We start from the raw sequence: 17357 nt of genomic DNA, 5'->3' as shown, positions 1-17357 counted from the left end.
TTACACGGTTACGTATACCATCTGTGAGTCCGATACGACTACAGGAGTTAATGTAAACCCATCGAATTGTACCACAGCTACGCTAACCGTAAACGTAGTGGGTCAAATCATAGCAGGAAACGATACTTTAGGAACACCAGCAGCACCATTAGCCTCAGGCACTACACCAGTAGCAGCAGGAAGTGTGATAGGAAACGACACCTTAAATGGAGTTGCCGTAACGATTGCAAACACGAATGTTACACCAATCACTACGGGAGCAATTTTAGTAGATGCGGACGGAAACGTTACCATTGCGGCGAATACCCCAACGGGACCTTACACGGTTACGTATACCATCTGCGAATCAGACACCACTACAGGAGTTAATGTAAGTCCATCGAATTGTACCACAGCTACGCTAACCGTAAACGTAGTGGGTCAAATCATTGCAGGAAACGATACCTTAGGAACACCAGCAGCACCATTAGCTTCAGGTACTACACCAGTAGCAGCAGGAAGTGTATTAGGAAACGACACCTTAAATGGAGTTGCCGTGACCACTACAAACACGAATGTTACACCAATCACTACAGGACCAATTTTAGTAGATGCAGACGGAAACGTTACCATTGCGGCGAATACCCCAACGGGACCTTACACGGTTACGTATACCATCTGTGAGTCCGATACGACTACAGGCGTTAATGTAAGCCCATCGAATTGTACCACAGCTACGCTAACCGTTGTGGTAAGCAATCCATTGGTAGCCAACAATGATACATTTCCATCTACAGGAGGAAACGTGACAACGAACGATACTTTAAACGGAGTGCCAGCAACTACAGCCAATACTGACGTGACACCAGTAACAAATGGTCCATTGAGTATTGATACAGATGGAAATTTAATAGTAGCTCCAAACACGCCAGCAGGCACGTACACGATAGTATATGAAATCTGCGAAGCAGGTGCAATTCCAGTAAATTGCAAAACTGCTACAGCAACGATTAATTATGTAAATCCATTAGTTGCTAGTAATGACAGTTTTACAGCAACAGGAGGAAATGTATTAGGGAATGACAGTGTCAATGGCGCACCCGCTACGATGACCAATATTGTAGTAACGCCAGTAAGCGCAGGCCCATTAAGTTTAGATGTGTCTGGAAACCTTACAGTAGCACCAAACACACCAAGTGGAACCTATATTATTGTTTATGAAATTTGTCAAACAGGAATGACACCTGCAAATTGCACCACAGCTACAGTAACGGTAGTTGTCAATAACTTAATTACTGCCAATAATAATTCTTTCCCGCCAACAGGGGGTAATGTAATAGGAAATGATACGGTTAATGGAATGCAAGCTACCGCAGCCAATACTGATGTAACAGCAGTAACAAATGGCCCATTGAGTATAGATATTGATGGAAACTTAACAGTAGCGCCAAACACACCAAGTGGAACATACTCCATCACATATGAGATCTGTGAAGCAGGAGCAAAACCATCAAATTGTACACGAGCTACAGCAACTGTGGTGGTAAACAACGCAATTGTTGCTATTAATGACACAATACCGGCCACAGGAGGAAGCGTACTTGCAAATGATACCATTAACGGAGCACCAGCTACCATAGCTAACACTGATGTTACGTCAGTAACAAATGGTCCATTAAGAATAGACGCAAATGGAAACTTGACAGTAGCACCTAATACAATAGCAGGAACCTACACGATTACTTACCAAGTTTGTGAAACAGGCTCTAACCCGTTGATCTGTACTACAGCACAAGCTACTGTAGTTGTAAATGAAGTGCCAGCAATAGCCATCATTAAAACAGCTGTTTTCAATGACGAAAATGGAGATGGATTTGCACAAGCAGGCGAGAGTATAACCTATAGCTTTGCGGTAAGCAACTTAGGAAACACGCCATTAAGCAATGTAACGGTAACAGATGTGCTACCAGGTTTGATATTATCAGGTAATAGCATACCTTTATTACTAGTAGGAGCGACAAACAATACGGCCTATCAAGGAGTGTATCGATTGACACAAGCCGACATCAATTTGGGAAGTGTAACTAATCAAGCCAAGGCAACAGGAGTAACACCTCTTGGTGCTATAGTAAGTGATTTATCAGATGATTCAAATAATCTTAGTGATAGACCAACTGTTCTAGCTATTCAAGGATGTGTAATTGAAGTGTTTAATGCAGTAGCTCCAAATGGGAACGGTGACAACAAAGTTTTCCGCATCAGAGGTTTAGAATGTTATGCTGATAACACAGTAGAAATATACAACCGTTGGGGAGTATTGGTATTTGAAAGAGCAGGATACAACAATGACGATAGAGCTTTTAGAGGAGTTTCAGAAGGTAGAGTAACAGTAAAACAAGCTGAAGAGCTACCTGAAGCAACCTATTATTATATTTTGAGATATAAAGATAACGCAGGAACAAGTTTCGAGAAAGCAGGATATTTATACATTAATAGGTAATCAATCTAAATTTCTTAAGTCTAAAATAATAGAATATGAAAACAAAATTTATACTAATGTTGCTGTTGCTCGCGGGTACTATAAATGCGCAACAAGACGCTCAGTTTACACAGTACATGTACAACACCATAAACGTGAATCCCGCCTATGCGGGATCACGTCAAGCGTTGAATATTTTTGCCTTACATCGTACTCAGTGGGTAGGACTTGATGGAGCACCTGTGACCAATACGGCATCGGTTAATACTCCTATAAAAGATACAAAACTAGGTTTAGGAGTGTCGATAATTAGTGACAGGATTGGTCCTTCGGACGAGAACAATTTAGCGGTTGATTTTTCATATTATATCAATACTTCAGAGGATTTCAAGCTCTCCTTTGGACTGAAAGCATCAGCAAACCTTTTGAATATCAATTTTGATAAATTGAATCAGTATGATCCCAATGATTATAGTTTTGAGAACAATATAGACAATAAGTTTTCACCAAATATAGGTGTTGGACTTTACTGGTATTCTGATAATACCTATATAGGGCTCTCTGTTCCTAATTTATTAGAGACAAAACATTTTGATAAATATGCAGGAGTAGGAGCATCTACTTATATTGCAAGAGAGAGAGTGAATTATTATTTAACAGCAGGTCACGTGTTTGATTTAGATTATAATCTAAAGTTCAAACCAGCCATCATGACCAAGCTCGTGCAAGGAGCACCATTACAAGTAGATTTATCAGCTAACTTTTTAATTAATGATAAGTTTACCATTGGAGCAGCATATCGCTGGAGTGCCGCATTAAGTGCCATGGTTGGATTTCAAGTGTCTGACTCTTGGTTTATTGGATATGGTTATGATATGGAAACCACACGACTTGCTAATTTTAATTCCGGATCACATGAAATATTTCTTCGTTACGAAATATTTAAAAGTTATAACAAAATCACATCACCTAGATTCTTCTAATTTAATATAACGTTATGAAATTAAGCGCTAAACATTTCGGATGCTGTGTAGTTTTTTTAGTATTCACAGTAGTAGGGTATACTCAAAAAAAAGGTGTGGCAGCTGCAGATAAAAAATTCGATAATTATTCTTACGTTGATGCAATAGCTACTTATGAGAAAATAGCAGCGAAAGGGTATAAAGACGAAAAAATGTTCCAAAAACTAGGAGACTCCTATTACTTCATAGCCGATTTGATCCAGGCAGAGAAGTGGTACACTGCACTTTTTGAGATGAATGCCTCCCAAGAGCCAGAGTACTATTACAGGTATTCTCAATCTTTAAAAGCAGTAGGAAACTATGCTAAGGCCGATAAAATGTTAGAGCAATTCATAGCAAAATCAGCCACAGACCAGCGTGGAAAACTTTTTGCCAGTCAGCGCGATTACTTGAATGAGATCAAGGGAAATTCAGGAAAATACGAAATTTTTGATGCAGGGATCAACTCCCCGTACTCAGATTACGGGAGTGCTTATTACAATAACACCTTACTTTTTGCGTCGGCACGAGATACAGGCGGAGTAGCTAAAAAACTGTTCAAGTGGAACAATGAATCTTTTACCAATTTGTACAGCTCCCAGATTAGTTCAGATGGTAGTATGGACAAGCCAGAGGTGTTCCATAAAAACATCAACAGTAGGTTTCATGAGTCTACACCTGTTTTTACCAAAGATGGCCAAACGATGTATTTTACCCGTAATAATTATCTAAATGGTAAAAAGCAAAAAGACAGCAGACGTGTTATATTATTAAAACTCTACAAAGCCACAAACGAAAACGGAAAATGGGTAAATGTACAAGAATTACCTTTTAATAGTAATGAATATAGTGTAGCTCATCCAGCGTTGAGTATAGATGAGAAAACCTTGTATTTTGCATCAGACATGCCAGGTACGAAGGGATTATCAGATCTTTTTAAAGTAAGCATCAATCCAAATGATACGTACGGCACGCCAGAGAATCTAGGATTGCCTATAAACACAGAGTCAAGAGAAACGTTTCCGTATATCTCACCAGATAATAAGATGTACTTTGCCAGTGATGGACATCCCGGACTTGGAGGTTTAGATGTATTTGTTATGGATTTGTCATCAAAAACTCCAGGAATCACTATCGAAAACTTAGGTACACCTATAAACAGTACCCAAGACGACTTTTCATTTGTGATAGATGCAGAGAATAAAAAAGGATTTGTCACTTCCAATAGAGAGGGCGGATTAGGATCTGATGACATTTATAGATTCAATAAATTCCCAGTTTTAGTATGTAATCAAGCACTTCAAGGAGTCATCAAGGATCAGGATACCGGTTTAGTCTTGGCAAATACTAAGGTAAGTTTGTTTGATTCCAATTTCAATTTGATCAAAGAAATCATGACTCCATTATCAGGAGCCTATACCTTTGAGGTTGAATGTGGAAAAACGTATTATTTACGCGGAGAAAAACCAGAATATGAAACCAAAGAGAATAAGATTGTAATAGCAAACGTATCTGGAGTAACACAAGGTCCATTGGCCTTAGAGCCACGAAAAAAAGCAATTGAAGTAGGAACAGATTTAGCTAAAACCTTAGATATTCCGATTTTGTATTTTGATTTAGACAAGTCATTCATTCGAAAAGATGCTGCTTTTGAGCTAGAAAAAGTACTAGCAGTGATGCAAGAATACCCAAAGATGACCATCGACATTAGATCCCATACAGATTGTAGACAAACCGTAGCTTACAACCAAGCATTATCTGATAGAAGAGCTAAAGCAACTAAGGCATGGTTGATCAAAAACGGTATAGCTGCCAATAGATTAACAGCCAAAGGATACGGCGAATCACAGCTTGTAAACGATTGTGGATGTGAACCTACGAGCAAGTCAGACTGTACAGAGGAGCAACATCAAGCCAATAGAAGAAGTGAGTTTATTATTGTTTCTATGCAATAAACCTTATCAAAACAACAAAAAACTAAAAAGGCTATCCATAAACTTGGATAGCCTTTTTTGGTGGTTGATAAATTGAAAATATAAAACCATTGGATACGGTTTGATTGAAAGATAAATTGACAAATTTAGGCGGCATAAAATACTACGTGAATTGGAGTAGTGGAAAACCTGTCAAATTGACCACCAGTTTCGGAGCAAACTGACCACCACTTTCTAGTTCAAATTGACCATCTGATTTTAGGCTAAAATTGGACATTAAAAACTACCAACTTTTTCATATTCTTAGCACCATTCATTCCTTAAAAATACGGTTTATGGCAAACAAAATAAGAGATATAAGTAAAATTAGAAAAGCAATTAAATTCTACTGTAACGGAAAAAGTAAGTATTTATCTATTTCTAGAAATACGGTAAAGAAGAATATTTCTTTATTTAAAGTACTAGAATTAAGTTTTGAAGTAATTAACGAAAAAACAGATGCTGAGTTAGAACTTTTATTCTCACACACCACTGTATAATCAATCAGTCCCAAACTGCAAAGTCTTGATGATTTTTTTCCTAAAATGGATAGCGAACTAAAAAAAGTTGTCGTTACCATACAGCACATGTGGGAGCAATATATTGCCCTAAATCCTAAGTGTTACAGAAGCTCGCAATTTGGACATCATTATAAAACATGGAGCAAAAGAGTCAATCCAGTGATGCACATAAAGCACAAAGTGGACGATAAAATGTATGTGGATTATGCTGGAAAAACACTCTCCATTATTGATAAATACACGGGAGAAATCAAAGAAGTACAATTTTTTGTAGCCATATTGTGAGCCAGTCAATAAACCTGTGCAGAAGCTTCCATGAGCTAACAAAAGGAATATTTTGTTACATCGGTAGAAAATGCTATGCGTTTTTTTGAAGGTACTCCTGCGGCTATTGTTCCGGATAATTTAAAATCTGCAGTAATAAAAAGTAGTCGTTTTGAACCCACAATCAATGAAACTTTAGCTGATTTAGCCGAGCATTATCAAACTACAATCTTGCCTGCCAGGGCTAACAAACCACGAGATAAGTCATTAGTTGAAGGAGCTGTCAAGATCTTGTATCGAAGAGTTTATGTAAATCTAAAAGAAATACTTCAATTTTACCTTCAAATTAAAGTTGTAAAAGCCAGCAACAACCAAGTGATTCCAAAGACTGCTAAATTATTTCAACGCCCCTTTTTCTATAATACCTTTGTCACGAAATCCCACAAAGTGCAGAAATATAGAATAATTTAATTTATCTAAATCATGGGAAATCAAGTTAAAAAAATAGTGTTGGAAGTGACCGTACTATCAACAATTAGTGTTGTTGCACAAGGAAACAGAACAGTAGGAATCACGGAGGCGACGCAAATGGTCAATTCTTATTTTGATCCTGCTACCAAACTTATTGATGCTATTGGAACAGTAGTGGGCCTCATTGGTGGAGTGAAGGTGTATAATAAATTTAGCAGTGGTGATCCAGATACGAGCAAGACGGCAGCAAGTTGGTTTGGAGCTTGTACCTTTTTGATTATAGCGGCAACTGTTTTACGTTCTTTCTTCCGATAAGTTTTAGCGGTATGAATACGTATACTATTAATAAAGGTATTGGAAGAACAGTGGAGTTCAAAGGACTGAAAGCGCAGTACCTGTTCATCTTCGCTGGTGGTTTGCTAGGGATGCTTATCCTGATAATGATCTTGTACATCACTGGAGTCAATTCCTATCTGTGTATGTTTATAGGAGTCGCCGGGGCTACAATCGAACATCTTATACCGATCTTAACTTTTTTTGACAGCTTAAAATTATGATGCAAAAATAAGTGTGATTGAAAATAATATTTATTTTGATTATCAATGATTTTATGAATAAAAGAATCGAACAAATGAGTCATTTTTTGATTTGTCCAGATATCCTAATTGATGATATTAAATAAGGCATACACAAAATCGTCCTTTTATTTTTATATTTTAAATAATAAACACAGTCGTTTGAGTTTTTACATTTAAGACTATTCGTTTACATTAATAGATTTTTTTTGGGAAGCGTATAAGTAAAATTTAGATAAAAATTACTTTCTTTTAACAAATCTGCATTGCTTTTTGGTAATCTTGAAATATAAATATATCCAATGTCAAACTTTACTGCAGGTTTTAGTTTAAATGAAAAATTAGTAAATAATCTGTTATGATCAAAAATGTGTTGCGTATCTGTGCCAGAAGTATTAATGAAAACTTCATCACCAATACTTAAATTAAATTTATTATTAAGATCATATCTAAAATACAGCCGATTACGCAAACGAACTATATTTTTTACTGAACTTTCAAAAACTCTATACTCTAAAGCTGTTCTATCAACAATAAAAAACTTAGTCGCTAGTTCGTGTTGCAATTCTATTGATGCCGAAAAGCGGTATTCATTTGTAGGTTTTGCAAAAGCATCGTTTTCTTTTTGAATAATTTTATAATTTAAAAAATAGGCAAATGGAGATATGGCATAAACCACATCATTATTTTGTTTATAATATATCCAAGTTCTAAAAGTGTACATTAGGTTTTTATCAAAAAAATTATTGCTTTCAAAATCATTTTGTCTGCGATGTTGTAATTCGACATCGGTTTTTATTTTTTCTGTTACAGGAATACTAATGGTAGTTCTAAACCAACTATTTGTATGTTTTTGTGCAATAGTTTTAATAGAAAAAAGGAATGCTGTAATTAGTATTGCAGTGCTTATTTTTGATTTCATTTGATATTGATGTTGTAAAAGTTAATGAGGTAACTTATCTCTAAAATAACCATAAACCCAAGTACCAATTATTGCAAAAAATAAGGTTACAATCATAACCGTTACACCATTTCCTATTTGGGCAAAAATAGGACCAGGACACGCACCAGTTATTGCCCAACCAAGACCAAATATTAGTCCACCAAGAATTTGACCTTTATTAAAGGATTTATCGCGAAATTCTATTTTTTCCCCATAAATGGTTTTAATATTTAATTTCTTAATTAGAAATACCGAGATTATCCCAACAACAACTGCACTACCAATAACACCATACATATGAAAAGATTGAAAGCGAAACATTTCCTGAATACGATACCAACTAATAATTTCTGCTTTGATGAATACAATTCCAAACAATAAACCCACAATAAGGTATTTGATGTTGTGATACCACTTGTGTTTCAAATTACTTTCATTTATACAAACAGTATCTAATGAACGCGTTGCAAAATCTTTATTTTGATTTTCAATTTTCATGATTATTAATTTAAAGTGAAAGTATGTAAGGCAGTATAAAATTTGCCATAACTAATCCGCCAACGAAAAAAAAGAAAGTAGCAATTAGCGATGGTAATTGTAAGTTTGACAATCCCGAAATGGCATGACCACTAGTACAACCACCGGCATATCGGGAACCAAAACCTATCATAAAACCACCTACAACCATCATTAAAAATCCTTTAATTGTAAATAGATTTTCCCAGGAGAAAATTTCGGTTGGTAACATTCCATTAATATTTGTAATACCATAAGTGGCTAATTCTGTTCTTAAATCGGCACTAATGATTACAGGATTTGGATTGGATAATAAACTAAAAGCTATTGCACCACCAATTAGAATTCCGATAACAAAAAACATATTCCAAATTTCTTTTTTCCAGTCGTATTTAAAGAATGAAATGTTTGCAGGTAAACAAACTGCACAAGCGTGACGTAAATTGGCACTAATACCAAAGTTTTTGTTTCCTAAAATTAATAATGCTGGTACCGTAAGACCTACTAACGGACCAGCAATGTACCAAGTCCAAGGTTGTCTGATGAATTCTATAATTTCCATATCTCAAATTTTATAATGCAAATTTGAGCGATTTAAAAGACTTGTTTTGTAATTTTTGTCACATAGCAAAAAAAAAGTGCTTGATTTTTCAAACACTTTTCTCAGATTTTATTTTGATAAATTTACAGTTAACTATTGTTACTTCTGTAAAATTTTCAATTTTTGGTATTGCTATTTATATACTGTTCATGCAACCACTATATTTTATTTTCGACTTCCATTTTATGTTTCATTTTGTCTTAATTATTTTATATTTTTCATCATAAGAAACTATGTCTTGTAATGTTTTTGTCTCAATTTCAGATTTACTTACAATGATTATTTCAGAAAAATTAGTATTCATACTTACATTCAAAACATCATTAATTTCGAGAAACTTGTTAGAAATAGTATTCATACATCCACTGCAGGTGATGCCTTCAAAATGATACAAGTTGACTTGGTTTTGTTTATTTTTTTGAAATTCAAAAAACAATTCAGTATTGGCTCTTGCCGAAATTGAATTTGCTGCCAACGAAATAGAATTGAATACAAATGCTTCGTAAAATAATTGTTCATATTCTTTTAAACTTCCTCCAAATGGTGGACTTACATCAAATTTGCGATTAAAAAGCAAACCAATTAATTTCCCATAATCAGACAAAAGTTGGTGCATTTTCCAAACGTATTTTTGACGCATTGTTGGCGGCAATGCACAGAAAAAAGTTTGCTCAATAATATAATCGTAGTTGCCTTTATGCTCAAAGAAATCGCCTAAAATTACTTTGATATTTTTATTTCCTGCAAATTTTTCTTTTAGATTTTCTACCAAAGTTGGTGCAATGTCAATCACTGTAATATTTGTAAACCCTTGTTGCAATAAATATTCAGCTTCATAAGTATTGCCACAACCAGGAATAAGAATTTTTGCTTCTTTGTTTTCGATGGTATCAATATAATTTTTGATAGGTGGCGACACTTGTCCCAAATCCCAACCTGTTGCATTGGCTTGGTATTGGTTATCCCAATAGGTTTGATAAAGCGGTAAATCGCAAGTAACTACGCAACATTTTTCTTCACTCATAATATTCTAATTGATAATCTCCGATGTGTTTTTTGTTTTCCGAAATCGATTTTTTATGTTTGAAATAATTGGTAATTCCGAGTACAAAAATCACAAACGAAATGATAAAAAATACTGTTTCAATCACGAAACTATTTTCTATTTTTAGTAAATTTTTTAAACTCAAAGCAGCAATTAAAAAATACATTGCGGTTCGCAAAAATGTTAAAAAAGTAGACTGATTGGCTAATACTGTTCTTTGTAATGCCAATCGTTCTCTTAAAATTAAATCTTTGTTGATTGCTTTATCTTTCTTCATTTATTTTCTTCTAGGATTGATGTCAAAAGTCAAATACAACGAACAAAAACTAATAAATGATGTTAATATAAAAATTCCTGCTAACACACCAAGTATAATTGCTAATGTTCCATTTATTACATTTGTATAATACAAAACCCCAACAATTATCGCGAGAACAAAACGTATTGCTTTGTCAGCCATCCCCATATTTTTTTTCATATATGTAAAATTTATTTGTTATTGGCATATAACATTTTATCTGATTATTTATTTGTTTTATCTAATATTATTCTAATGATTTCTTCTTTAGATAAAACACCCGACTGTCTCCATAGTTGTTTTCCCTCTTTAAATAACATCATCGTTGGTACGCCTCGAACTTGATATTGTGAAGCCAATTCTTGGTTCTTATCCACATCAATTTTAATAATAGTGATGCGTTCGCCAAGATTGTCCTTTACCAGTTTCAATACTGGAGATAGCATTTGACAAGGACCGCACCAAGTGGCAAAAAAATCAACCAAAACTGGATTTTCTGAATTGATTATATCGTTGAATTTATTCATTTTCGTTTTTTTTGGAACTGAGCGAGCAGCCATCTCTACCACAACCAACGTTAAATATAGTGTTTACTTTTTTAGAATCTCATTTACATCTTGCCAAGTGCCACCATTAGTCACATTGGTAAACCCATTTTGCTCTAAAATAGCTTTGGCTTGACTGCTGCGGCTTCCGCTTCGGCAAAAGACAACAATTTTTTCTTTGCCTTTAAATTTTGCTAATTGATTTTCAATTTGATTTAGAGGAATGTTAACAGCTCCTTTTACACTTCCTTGCGCAAACTCGGCTGGCGTTCTGACATCTACATAAAAAAATTTGTTTTTTGTAGTTGGTTTTGCTTTTTGTGTTATTCCTTTTTTTATTGTCGGTTTTGTGTTTTGTGCACTAATTGTGTTGCTAATAAAAGTTAAGAATAAAAACAGAACACTAAGTTTTAATATATTTCGCATCTTTTACTTATTGATTACTACATTTACATCTTGCCAAGTGCCGCCATTGGTAACATTATTAAAACCTTTTTGTTCTAAAATTGTTTTGGCTTGATCGCTACGGTTACCACTTCGGCAAAAAACAACAATTTTTTCTTTTCCTTTGAATTTATCCAAGTTACAAGAAACTTGGTCTAAAGGTATGTTTGTTGAACCTTTTACATTATTTTCTACAAATTCGCCAGGAGAACGCACATCTACCAGAAACGCTCCTTCGTTTACTAAAGTTGCTAAATTCTCGTTATTACTTTCGCCAAATACTTTATTGAAAAATCCCATATCTTATTTATTTTATAATTATTAAATTATGCTTTTAAAACTTTACTTTGACATACAAAATCGGTTTTAGAAACAGTTGTCTTTGCTATAGCATTGTAACCGCCTTCAATTTCTGAGAAGTTTCTGTAACCACGGGCTTGCAATATTGATGCTGCCATCATAGAACGATAACCTCCTGCACAGTGCATGAAGAAATGTTCTTCGGGATTAATGTTTTTTAACCATTCGTTGATAGAAGCTAAAGGACGGCTGTATGCATCCTCGACGTGTTCTGCTTCGTACTCACTTTCTTTACGAACATCAATGACTTTGCTTTCGCCAATTTTGACTTCTTTTTCAAATTGATCAGCAGTAATTCTATTAACTATATCAATATCAAACCCTGCTCTAGCCCAAGCTTCAACCCCATTTTTTAGATGCCCGATTATGTTATCAAAACCAACACGAGTTAAACGTGTTACTGTTTCTTCTTCCATACCTATATCAGTAACCAATAAAATAGATTGTTTTACATCGCCTATTAAGGTCCCAACCCACGGAGCAAAATCACCATTGATACCAATATTTATAGATTGTGGAATAAATCCTTTAGCAAAATCTCCATTATTTCGAGTGTCTAAAATTAATGCGCCAGTTTCTTGGGCAACCTCTTCAAATTCGGTAGCGTTTATGGCTCTCATTCCGTTATTGAAAACAACATCAAAACTTTCAATTCCTTTTTTGTTCATTGCTACATTCATTCCAAAATAGGCTGGAGGTGGTAATAAACCATCAGTAACTTCTGTTATAAATTCTTTTTCGGTCATATTAGCACGCAGGGCATAATTGGTTGCTTTTTGGTCACCTATTGAACCTACAGTTTCACTACTCATATTTTTACCACAAGCAGAACCTGCACCGTGTGCTGGGTATACAATTACATCATCAGCCAAAGTCATTATTTTGTCTCTCAAAGAATGAAATAATAAACCAGCTAATTGTTCTTGAGTCATTGTAGCTGCTTTTTGTGCTAAATCAGGACGACCAACATCGCCTAAAAATAAGGTGTCACCAGAGAAAATATCATGGTCTCTGCCATCAGCATCAATTAATAAATAAGTGGTACTTTCCATAGTATGACCAGGTGTATGTAGTACTTTTATTTTTATGTTTCCGATTTCGAAAACTTGATTGTCTTTTGCAGAAATGAATTCAAATTCTGGAGAAGCGTTTGGGCCATACACGATGGATGCGCCAGTTTTTTTACTTAAATCTAAATGTCCTGAAACAAAATCAGCGTGAAAATGGGTTTCAAAAATGTATTTTAGTTTTACTCCATCTTTTTCTAACCTATCAATATAAGGTTGGGTTTCACGGAGCGGATCAATTATCACTGCTTCGGTATTAGAAGTAATATAGTATGCACCTTGTGCCAAACATCCTGTATATATTTGTTCAATTTTCATAATTTTTTATTATTAAATTATAACACGAATGCTATAAATGGTTTTTTTTTAAATTTTAGCAAAAACCTGTTTTTTATTAATTTAGAAATAATTCTTTTGTAATAATATAAACACCCATAAATAGGACGAACCAACCAAAAGCAGGTTTTAATTTTGCGCCATCAACTTTTTTAGATAATGCTGTACCAATAAATATTCCGATAATAGCAAAACCAGAAACTGTAAATAGAAATTGCCAGTTGATAACAGTATCACCACTTTCTCCAAAGAAACCTATTAATGACTTTGCTGCAATGATAATTAATGAAGTTCCAATAGCTTCTTTCATAGATAGTTTGCTCAAAATTACTAATGCAGGAATAATTAAAAATCCGCCACCAGCTCCAACTAATCCTGTAAGAATTCCAACAACCACTCCTTCAATTAATATTAATGAATAATTAAATTTTGGTTCTTCTTCTGTGCCATTAATATTAGTTTTTTTGTCCTTTTTTATCATACTATATGATGCTGCAATCATTAAAATTGCAAAAAGAAGCATCATCAAAATACTTTTGGTAACAATAAAATCACCTGTTTTAAAAACTTCTGTTGGTATTGCAGGAACAATCAGAGCACGAGTTGTAAAAACTGCAATAATAGATGGAATACCAAAAATGATAGCTGTTTTAATATTAACCAAACCTTTTTTAAAATAACTAACAGATCCAATTCCGCTCGTTAAGCCAACAATAAATAATGAATAAGATGTTGCTGTAATTGGCTCGATAGCCATTAAATAAACTAGAACAGGTACAGTTAATATTGAACCACCGCCACCAATTAATCCCAATGCTACGCCAACAAGTATTGATGCGAAATAACCAACATATTCCATAATTGTAAAATTTTATACTGCAAATATTGGCAGTTTATATTTCACAATTTGTAACTTTTATCACAGAAGTATTTTATTTTAAAAACTCGATATGATTTCTATGTAATTTTAGCGATCCAAGCTGTTCTAATTTTTTGAGTAATCGAGATATTACTTCTCGTGAAGTATTTAATTCAGTAGCAATTTCTTGATGGGATATTTTCAGATCATTACAGTCACAAGCTTCTCTGTGACGTTTTAAATAAAACCTTAATCGTTCATCCATTGCTCTAAACGCAATACTATCTACTACTTCCAAGACTTCTTCAAAGCGACTTCGGTAAGTATCTATAACAAACTCATACCAACTACGATGTTCCATCATCCATTTATCCATAAGTGGTAACGGAATCATAAGTAATTCTGCATCTTCTACAACTTTAGCCATAATTTGACTTTGTTCATTTTTTGTGGCGCAAATCATAGAAATTGCACAAGCTTGTCCAGGTTGTAAATAATACATAAAAAACTCTCCTCCGTCATCGTTTTCACGATAAATTTTTATTTTACCAGACAAAACTAAAACTGTATTTTTTATATATTGACCAGTTCGCATTATAACATTCCCAGCAATAAAAGATTGATTAACTGCTTTGGAATTAATATCTTCAACTAGTATATTTGAAAATGACGGGAAATTTTTTTTAATATTTAGGTTCATTTTATACAGTTTAATACTAAATAGGATTTGTTATAATCATTCGATGACAAACAAAATTAGTTAAATTTCTAAAGGCAAAAATTAATTAATGGTAAACTTTTCAATTATATTAATCTCAGATGTTAGCAAACATGTAATTTTTTTGTTTAGAAGTTTTAGTATTTATAAACAATATTAACTGATAATATGCTAGGAAATACACAAACTCATGCCTATACATTGATTTTTAAAATTATAATTTAACACCAAATAAGTAACCCACAAATGCAGATAAGCCCATAGCAATTGTACCCCAAATTGTAATACGTAAAATGGCTTTTTTAACACTTGAACCTCCTGTTTTTGCAGCAGTTGTTCCCAGAATAATTAGAAAAATAATGGTAAATCCATAAAGCCAATATTCCATTCCCTTTACTGGTGCAAAAAGTATTACTAAAAGTGGTAATAGGCCTCCGACTGTAAATGCAGTACCCGATGCAATTGCTGCTTGCAATGGGTTTGCTTGAGTTATGTCATTTATTCCCAATTCATCTCTAATATGAGCTGCCAACGCATCTTTTTCTGTTAATTCAATTGCAACTTGAAGTGCAGTTTCTTTTTTTAATCCTCTTCGTTCATAAATTTGAGCTAATATGTTTAACTCTTCCTCAGGCATTTCTTTAAGCTCCTGTTTCTCTCGTTCAATGTCTGCTTTTTCAGTATCTGTCTGCGAACTTACTGAAACATACTCTCCCGCAGCCATAGATAATGCACCTGCGACAAGTCCAGCGATTGTTGCTAAAACAATAGGTTCTCTTGTTGAACTTGCAGCAGCTACCCCGATTGCTAGGCTTGAAATGGAAATTATCCCATCATTTGCACCTAAAACTGCCGCTCTTAACCAATTACTTTTGTGTATGTAGTGATTGTCTAAATAATTATCAATTGTTTTCATTCTAACTTTTTTAATATAAAATTATTAATTTTTTTTTATTCTTCAATATTCTTCATTTTCATTAAAAGTGTGTAAGTGGATATTCAAATAAAAACTACACATTAAGTTAAGCTACATTTATGTAATTAATTTGATTGTTAAATTCTTCAATAGTTGCATAATTCAAAGCAGAATGTCTTCTTTTTCTGTTATACTAAATTTCAATGAATTCAATGATTTTTAGCTTTATTTGTTCTTTAGAAATAAGTTTATTACCATAAATTAATTCAGTTTTCAAGGATTTAAAAAAGCTTTCCGCTATAGCATTATACCAACAGTTTCCTTTTCGACTCATACTTCGGGTTGTTTTTTTATAAGAATCAAGGACTTTCACAAACTTTTTTGCTAGCGTATTGAACACCTCTATCAGAATGAAAAATTAAACCTTTTTCAATATTTCGATTTTTAACTGCCATTTTCCATGCTCTAAGCGTAATTTCCTCAGTACTCATCCCCTCGCTCAAACTCCAGCCTATAATTTTGCGGTCGTATAAATCCATAATGGTTGTCAGGTATATAAATCTGTCTTTGGTTTGGAATTAAGTAATATCCGAAACCCAAGCTTTTGAAGGTGTTTATACAACAAACTCTCTGTTTAAGATGTTGTCGACAATTAGATAGTTATGATTTGAGTTGGTTTTTACCTTGAACTTCTTACTTTGTTTACTGCGTATTTCCAGCTGCTTCATATAATTTGCCACGGTAATTGCCTCGCCTATTCGCTATCGCTGGGTTCTTGAAATTTTATATCCAAAACTCTGAAGTTGTGATGTTATTCTAGAACTTCCATATCGTTGCTTGGATTCAAAATAAATCAATGTTATCTTTTCTTTTATAGTAATTTTTAGTTGGTGTTGTACAGTGGATTTTTTTTTCCATCGGTAGTAACTACCAGTACTTACTTGTAGCACTTTGCACATTTTTTCAATCGAAAATAGCTGTTCATTGTTTTTAATAAAGCTATATATCATCAACCACTCTTGGAAAAAATGCCGATTGCTTTTTTTAATATATCTCGCTCTAACTCGGCATCTTTGAGTCTTTTTTCCAGTTCATGGATTTTTTCTTGCTCGGGAGTTAGTTTTAAATTTCCTTTTCCAGGAAAACTTCCCTCTCCAAACTCCGCGAACTCTTTTCTCCATTTATACAACTTTGGAGCTGTTATTCCCAACTCTCCGGAAAGTTCTGATATATTTTTTCTATCGTAACTCAATTTGACAGCTTTCTCTTTAAAAGCTTTTTCATAAATTTAGCGAACTTGTTTCATAGGTTAAAATTAAGATTATTTCTTAACTTCCTGTGATGGCTAAGTTAGCATGTCCAACCAAAAATAGTCAACCTAATTCAGGAAGGGACAAGAAATAAGAAAAAAAAGAGACCCATGTTTGTGGATCTTCTTATTTTTTT

The 17357-nt window shown here is 34.0% G+C and carries 23 protein-coding genes and 1 pseudogene; 8 read left to right on the top strand and 16 right to left on the bottom strand.

All coding sequences use genetic code 11. The features are described 5' to 3' along the window. The 8 genes and pseudogenes from ACNQGB_RS13750 to ACNQGB_RS13715 form a co-directional block, all read left to right on the top strand. Positions 1–2479: T9SS type B sorting domain-containing protein (locus ACNQGB_RS13750; RefSeq protein WP_472777125.1), on the top strand; the 2479-nt coding region annotated here is incomplete at its 5' end. 35 nt (positions 2480–2514) lie between these two features. After that, on the top strand, positions 2515–3441 hold the full coding sequence (locus ACNQGB_RS13745) for a PorP/SprF family type IX secretion system membrane protein (protein WP_417944465.1): 927 nt from the start codon (positions 2515–2517) through the stop codon (positions 3439–3441). Positions 3442–3455: 14 nt separating this feature from the next. Then, positions 3456–5414, top strand: a complete 1959-nt coding sequence (locus ACNQGB_RS13740; protein ID WP_417944464.1) for an OmpA family protein — start codon at positions 3456–3458, stop codon at positions 5412–5414. A gap of 314 nt (positions 5415–5728) precedes the next feature. Continuing rightward, positions 5729–5932: a hypothetical protein gene (locus tag ACNQGB_RS13735; RefSeq protein WP_417944463.1), complete on the top strand. Its 204-nt coding sequence runs from the start codon at positions 5729–5731 to the stop codon at positions 5930–5932. A 45-nt stretch (positions 5933–5977) separates the two neighbouring features. Further along, positions 5978–6238 (top strand): hypothetical protein, encoded by a 261-nt coding sequence (locus ACNQGB_RS13730; protein WP_417944462.1) that lies wholly within the window; start codon positions 5978–5980, stop codon positions 6236–6238. A 75-nt stretch (positions 6239–6313) separates the two neighbouring features. Then, positions 6314–6688 (top strand): hypothetical protein, encoded by a 375-nt coding sequence (locus tag ACNQGB_RS13725; RefSeq protein ID WP_417944461.1) that lies wholly within the window; start codon positions 6314–6316, stop codon positions 6686–6688. A gap of 12 nt (positions 6689–6700) precedes the next feature. Then, positions 6701–7003 carry a DUF4134 domain-containing protein gene (locus ACNQGB_RS13720; protein ID WP_417944460.1) on the top strand — a complete coding sequence of 101 codons (303 nt, stop codon included), beginning with the start codon at positions 6701–6703 and terminating at the stop codon, positions 7001–7003. An 11-nt stretch (positions 7004–7014) separates the two neighbouring features. Beyond that, positions 7015–7185: pseudogene (locus ACNQGB_RS13715) on the top strand (DUF4133 domain-containing protein); the annotation flags it as partial. Positions 7186–7453: 268 nt separating this feature from the next. Here the strand turns inward: ACNQGB_RS13715 and ACNQGB_RS13710 are convergent. The 16 genes from ACNQGB_RS13710 to ACNQGB_RS13635 all read right to left on the bottom strand — a co-directional run bounded on the left by ACNQGB_RS13710 (position 7454) and on the right by ACNQGB_RS13635 (position 17199). Beyond that, positions 7454–8185 (bottom strand): DUF2490 domain-containing protein, encoded by a 732-nt coding sequence (locus tag ACNQGB_RS13710; protein WP_417944459.1) that lies wholly within the window; start codon positions 8183–8185, stop codon positions 7454–7456. A 21-nt stretch (positions 8186–8206) separates the two neighbouring features. Further along, positions 8207–8704 carry a DUF6691 family protein gene (locus ACNQGB_RS13705; protein ID WP_417944458.1) on the bottom strand — a complete coding sequence of 166 codons (498 nt, stop codon included), beginning with the start codon at positions 8702–8704 and terminating at the stop codon, positions 8207–8209. Between the two features lie 10 nt (positions 8705–8714). After that, on the bottom strand, positions 8715–9278 hold the full coding sequence (locus tag ACNQGB_RS13700) for a YeeE/YedE family protein (RefSeq protein ID WP_417944468.1): 564 nt from the start codon (positions 9276–9278) through the stop codon (positions 8715–8717). A gap of 235 nt (positions 9279–9513) precedes the next feature. After that, complete coding sequence (locus ACNQGB_RS13695) at positions 9514–10347, bottom strand: methyltransferase domain-containing protein (protein WP_417944457.1); 834 nt, start codon at positions 10345–10347, stop codon at positions 9514–9516. Beyond that, positions 10340–10645, bottom strand: a complete 306-nt coding sequence (locus ACNQGB_RS13690) for a DUF202 domain-containing protein (protein WP_417944456.1) — start codon at positions 10643–10645, stop codon at positions 10340–10342. The genes ACNQGB_RS13695 and ACNQGB_RS13690 overlap by 8 nt, the downstream gene beginning before the upstream one ends. Further along, positions 10646–10846, bottom strand: a complete 201-nt coding sequence (locus ACNQGB_RS13685; protein ID WP_417944455.1) for a YgaP family membrane protein — start codon at positions 10844–10846, stop codon at positions 10646–10648. Between the two features lie 44 nt (positions 10847–10890). Continuing rightward, positions 10891–11193, bottom strand: a complete 303-nt coding sequence (gene trxA, locus ACNQGB_RS13680; protein WP_417944454.1) for a thioredoxin — start codon at positions 11191–11193, stop codon at positions 10891–10893. Positions 11194–11256: 63 nt separating this feature from the next. Then, positions 11257–11637 carry a rhodanese-like domain-containing protein gene (locus tag ACNQGB_RS13675; protein WP_417944453.1) on the bottom strand — a complete coding sequence of 127 codons (381 nt, stop codon included), beginning with the start codon at positions 11635–11637 and terminating at the stop codon, positions 11257–11259. Positions 11638–11640: 3 nt separating this feature from the next. Further along, positions 11641–11955 (bottom strand): rhodanese-like domain-containing protein, encoded by a 315-nt coding sequence (locus ACNQGB_RS13670; protein WP_417944452.1) that lies wholly within the window; start codon positions 11953–11955, stop codon positions 11641–11643. 26 nt (positions 11956–11981) lie between these two features. Further along, complete coding sequence (locus ACNQGB_RS13665; RefSeq protein WP_417944451.1) at positions 11982–13400, bottom strand: MBL fold metallo-hydrolase; 1419 nt, start codon at positions 13398–13400, stop codon at positions 11982–11984. A 76-nt stretch (positions 13401–13476) separates the two neighbouring features. Continuing rightward, positions 13477–14277 (bottom strand): sulfite exporter TauE/SafE family protein, encoded by an 801-nt coding sequence (locus ACNQGB_RS13660; RefSeq protein WP_417944450.1) that lies wholly within the window; start codon positions 14275–14277, stop codon positions 13477–13479. 73 nt (positions 14278–14350) lie between these two features. Continuing rightward, positions 14351–14977, bottom strand: a complete 627-nt coding sequence (locus tag ACNQGB_RS13655; protein WP_417944449.1) for a Crp/Fnr family transcriptional regulator — start codon at positions 14975–14977, stop codon at positions 14351–14353. 232 nt (positions 14978–15209) lie between these two features. Further along, positions 15210–15911, bottom strand: a complete 702-nt coding sequence (locus ACNQGB_RS13650; protein ID WP_417944448.1) for a VIT1/CCC1 transporter family protein — start codon at positions 15909–15911, stop codon at positions 15210–15212. A gap of 193 nt (positions 15912–16104) precedes the next feature. Continuing rightward, the gene (locus ACNQGB_RS13645) at positions 16105–16245 is read right to left on the bottom strand and encodes an IS3 family transposase (RefSeq protein WP_417944447.1); all 141 of its coding nucleotides are present in this window, start codon (positions 16243–16245) and stop codon (positions 16105–16107) included. A 25-nt stretch (positions 16246–16270) separates the two neighbouring features. Beyond that, positions 16271–16450, bottom strand: a complete 180-nt coding sequence (locus ACNQGB_RS13640; protein ID WP_417944446.1) for a DDE-type integrase/transposase/recombinase — start codon at positions 16448–16450, stop codon at positions 16271–16273. Between the two features lie 470 nt (positions 16451–16920). Then, positions 16921–17199: a transposase gene (locus tag ACNQGB_RS13635; protein WP_417944467.1), complete on the bottom strand. Its 279-nt coding sequence runs from the start codon at positions 17197–17199 to the stop codon at positions 16921–16923. Between the last annotated feature and the right edge of the window lie 158 nt (positions 17200–17357).

The sequence above is a fragment of the Flavobacterium frigidum genome, assembly GCF_048286795.2.
This window is presented reverse-complemented; position numbering and strand designations above follow the sequence as displayed.